1 tRNA gene and 2 rRNA genes are annotated in these 3,909 nt (G+C 53.5%); all 3 read right to left on the bottom strand.

Annotation, left to right across the window (positions count from 1 at the left end):
• Window positions 1–155: 155 nt before the first annotated feature.
• Window positions 156–232, bottom strand: a tRNA-Met gene (locus FHT92_RS28970).
• Between the two features lie 313 nt (window positions 233–545).
• A 5S ribosomal RNA gene (gene rrf, locus FHT92_RS28975) occupies window positions 546–660 on the bottom strand.
• Window positions 661–842: 182 nt separating this feature from the next.
• Window positions 843–3,641, bottom strand: a 23S ribosomal RNA gene (locus FHT92_RS28980).
• Between the last annotated feature and the right edge of the window lie 268 nt (window positions 3,642–3,909).

Consider the following 3,909-nt stretch of genomic DNA (forward strand, 5'->3'; position numbering starts at 1 on the left):
TGGTTGCGGGGTCAGGATTTGAACCTGCGGCCTTCAGGTTATGGTGAGCTTTGCGAACGATGAGCTAGTGTCGCTAAGGGAAAGCGAAGTTTTCCCGCCAGCGAAAGAAGGCTTGCGGAAGGTCTTAAGAGACCCTTCGAGGGGATATGAGAATTTGGTTGCGGGGGCAGGATTTGAACCTGCGGCCTTCAGGTTATGAGCCTGACGAGCTACCGGGCTGCTCCACCCCGCGTTATCCAGGCGACGCTAGCGTCGTCCGTCCAGGTTTTTGCCGTTCGGCAAAAGACCGATTGCGCAAATCCCTTTGGGATTTGTCGCGGCTACGCAAAGCGCGTGCGCTTTGCGGATCTCTGCCGAGCAAATTGCGAAGCAATTTGTCTCGCGTTCATGAGGCACCAAACACAAAAGGCCGCTTTGATAGCGGCCCTTTGATCGGCTTTGGGCCGTTTGGTTTTCATGATGAGAAGATAGTTTTATCCGCGCATATAGCTTACCGAAGCTTTTCAGCTTCGGGCATATGCGTTTTCACGAGTTGCGTTTAGCAGACCTGGCAGCGACCGACTCTCCCGCGTCTTGAGACGAAGTACCATAGGCGCTGGGGCGTTTCACGGCCGTGTTCGGAAAGGGAACGGGTGCAGCCACCCCGCCATAACCACCAGGTCAGCGAAGCGCAACTTGTGTGAGAAGCTGGTGCAGGCCGAAGGCCTGCTTGTTTAAACACGTCAAAGGCCCAAACCGGACAAACACTTGCGTGTTTGCCGGGCCCGTCGCAAAGGCTGACGCCTTTGCTCTGTCGGGACGAATGCAATGCATTCACCCTGAGATGAGCATGGTCAATGAGAACGATCAAGCCAATCGAGCTATTAGTACCGGTAAGCTTCATGCGTTGCCGCACTTCCACACCCGGCCTATCAACGTGGTCGTCTTCCACGGCTCTGATAGGGAACACTCGTTTTCAGGTGGGTTTCCCGCTTAGATGCCTTCAGCGGTTATCCCGTCCATATATAGCTACCCTGCTATGCCCTTGGCAGGACAACAGGTCCACCAGAGATATGTCCATCCCGGTCCTCTCGTACTAGGGACAGATCCTGTCAATATTCCTACACCCACGGCAGATAGGGACCGAACTGTCTCACGACGTTCTGAACCCAGCTCACGTACCGCTTTAATTGGCGAACAGCCAAACCCTTGGGACCTGCTCCAGCCCCAGGATGCGATGAGCCGACATCGAGGTGCCAAACAACCCCGTCGATATGGACTCTTGGGGGTCATCAGCCTGTTATCCCCGGCGTACCTTTTATCCGTTGAGCGATGGCCCTTCCACGCGGAACCACCGGATCACTATGACCGACTTTCGTCTCTGCTCGACTTGTCAGTCTCGCAGTCAGGCGGGCTTATGCCATTGCACTCGACGACCGATTTCCGACCGGTCTGAGCCCACCATCGCGCGCCTCCGTTACTCTTTCGGAGGCGACCGCCCCAGTCAAACTACCCACCATACACTGTCCCGGACCCGGATAACGGGCCGCGGTTAGACATCCATGACGATAAGGGTGGTATTTCAAGGATGGCTCCACGGAAACTGGCGTCCCCGCTTCAAAGCCTACCACCTATCCTACACATGCCGACACGAATGCCAGTGTAAAGCTATAGTAAAGGTGCACGGGGTCTTTCCGTCTGACCGCAGGAACCCCGCATCTTCACGGGGAATTCAATTTCACTGAGTCTATGTTGGAGACAGCGGGGAAGTCGTTACGCCATTCGTGCAGGTCGGAACTTACCCGACAAGGAATTTCGCTACCTTAGGACCGTTATAGTTACGGCCGCCGTTTACTGGGGCTTCGATTCAAAGCTTGCACCTCTCCTCTTAACCTTCCAGCACCGGGCAGGCGTCAGACCCTATACGTCGTCTTGCGACTTCGCAGAGCCCTGTGTTTTTGATAAACAGTCGCTACCCCCTGGTCTGTGCCACCCCACAAGAGTTGCCTCATATGGGGTCACGCTTCTTCCGAAGTTACGCGTGCAATTTGCCGAGTTCCTTCAACATAGTTCTCTCAAGCGCCTTGGTATACTCTACCTGACCACCTGTGTCGGTTTCGGGTACGGTCTATACGGTGGAGCTATTTCCTGGAACCGCTCCGCTGCCCTGATAATCCAATAAACCAGAACAACTTGTGCGATCCGTCACTTCCACCAGGCCCACGAATATTAACGTGGTTCCCATCGACTACGCGTGTCCGCCTCGTCTTAGGGGCCGGCTAACCCTGCTCAGATTAACTTTAAGCAGGAACCCTTGGTCTTTCGGCGAGAGGGTCTCTCACCCTCTTTATCGTTACTCATGTCAACATTCGCACTTCCGATACCTCCAGGACCCCTCACGGGTATCCCTTCATCAGCTTACGGAACGCTCCGCTACCACTCCTCAAAGAGGAATCCTCAGCTTCGGTGCATGGCTTCAGCCCCGTTACATTTTCGGCGCAAAGACCCTTATTTAGACCAGTGAGCTGTTACGCTTTCTTTAAATGATGGCTGCTTCTAAGCCAACATCCTGGTTGTTTTGGGATCCTCACATCCTTTCCCACTTAGCCATGACTTGGGGACCTTAGCTGGAGGTCAGGGTTGTTGCCCTTTTCACGACGGACGTTAGCACCCGCCGTGTGTCTGCCTGGTAGTACTTCCCGGTATTCGGAGTTTGGTTAGGATCAGTAAGACGGTGAGTCCCCATAGCCCATCCAGTGCTCTACCCCCGGGAGTATTCGCCAGACGCTCTACCTAAATAGATTTCGCGGAGAACCAGCTATTTCCGAGTTTGATTGGCCTTTCACCCCTAGCCACAAGTCATCCCAATCTATTGCAACAGATGCGGGTTCGGTCCTCCAGTTGGTGTTACCCAACCTTCAACCTGCTCATGGCTAGATCACTCGGTTTCGGGTCTAATGCAACGAACTATATCGCCCTATTCAGACTCGCTTTCGCTTCGCCTACACCTACCGGCTTAAGCTTGCTCGTTACACTAAGTCGTTGACCCATTATACAAAAGGTACGCCGTCAGGGTTGCCCCCTCCGACTGTTTGTAGGCATCCGGTTTCAGGTACTCTTTCACTCCCCTTGTCGGGGTGCTTTTCACCTTTCCCTCACGGTACTTGTTCGCTATCGGTCATGCACGAGTACTTAGGCTTGGAGAGTGGTCTCCCCATGTTCAGACAGGATTTCACGTGTCCCGCCCTACTCTAGGACATTAATGATATCTACGCGTACGGGGCTGTCACCCGCTACGGCCGAACTTTCCAGATCGTTCCGCTTTAATCACTAATGCCACTGGCCTGGTCCGCGTTCGCTCGCCACTACTTGCGGAGTCTCGGTTGATGTCCTTTCCTGCAGGTACTTAGATGTTTCAGTTCCCTGCGTTCGCTTCTTACCCCTATCTATTCGAAAGTAAGATACCTTATCACAATGCTTGGAAAGATAAGACGATCAGAAGATCGTCTTAAATTTTCCAAGCATTTAAGGTGGGTTGCCCCATTCGGAGATCCATGGATCAAAGCTCATTCGCAGCTCCCCACGGCTTTTCGCAGCGTATCACGTCCTTCATCGCCTGTGCATGCCAAGGCATCCACCAAATGCCCTTACGACACTTAATCGTTCTCATTGCCAATGCTCATCATTTACTGGATTTGGAATTCCTAGCCTTCTCGCTTGCGCTCGAAGGGGTTCCAAATCGACTATCCGGACAAACCTGAGTTTGCCGAACCAGAGGCACGGTTACCTTTTACAACCGACCATTCACGATGCCATCGACGTGTTCGACCTGATCACTTTATTGGAGCTACGCCGAGCAGCTCGCTTGTGTCAGGTCTTAAGACCAGCTTCTCGAGATGTGATCCGATACCGCGCGGTCAGGCAACGGCA

The organism is Rhizobium sp. BK377 (assembly GCF_014193935.1).
GTDB lineage: Bacteria > Pseudomonadota > Alphaproteobacteria > Rhizobiales > Rhizobiaceae > Rhizobium.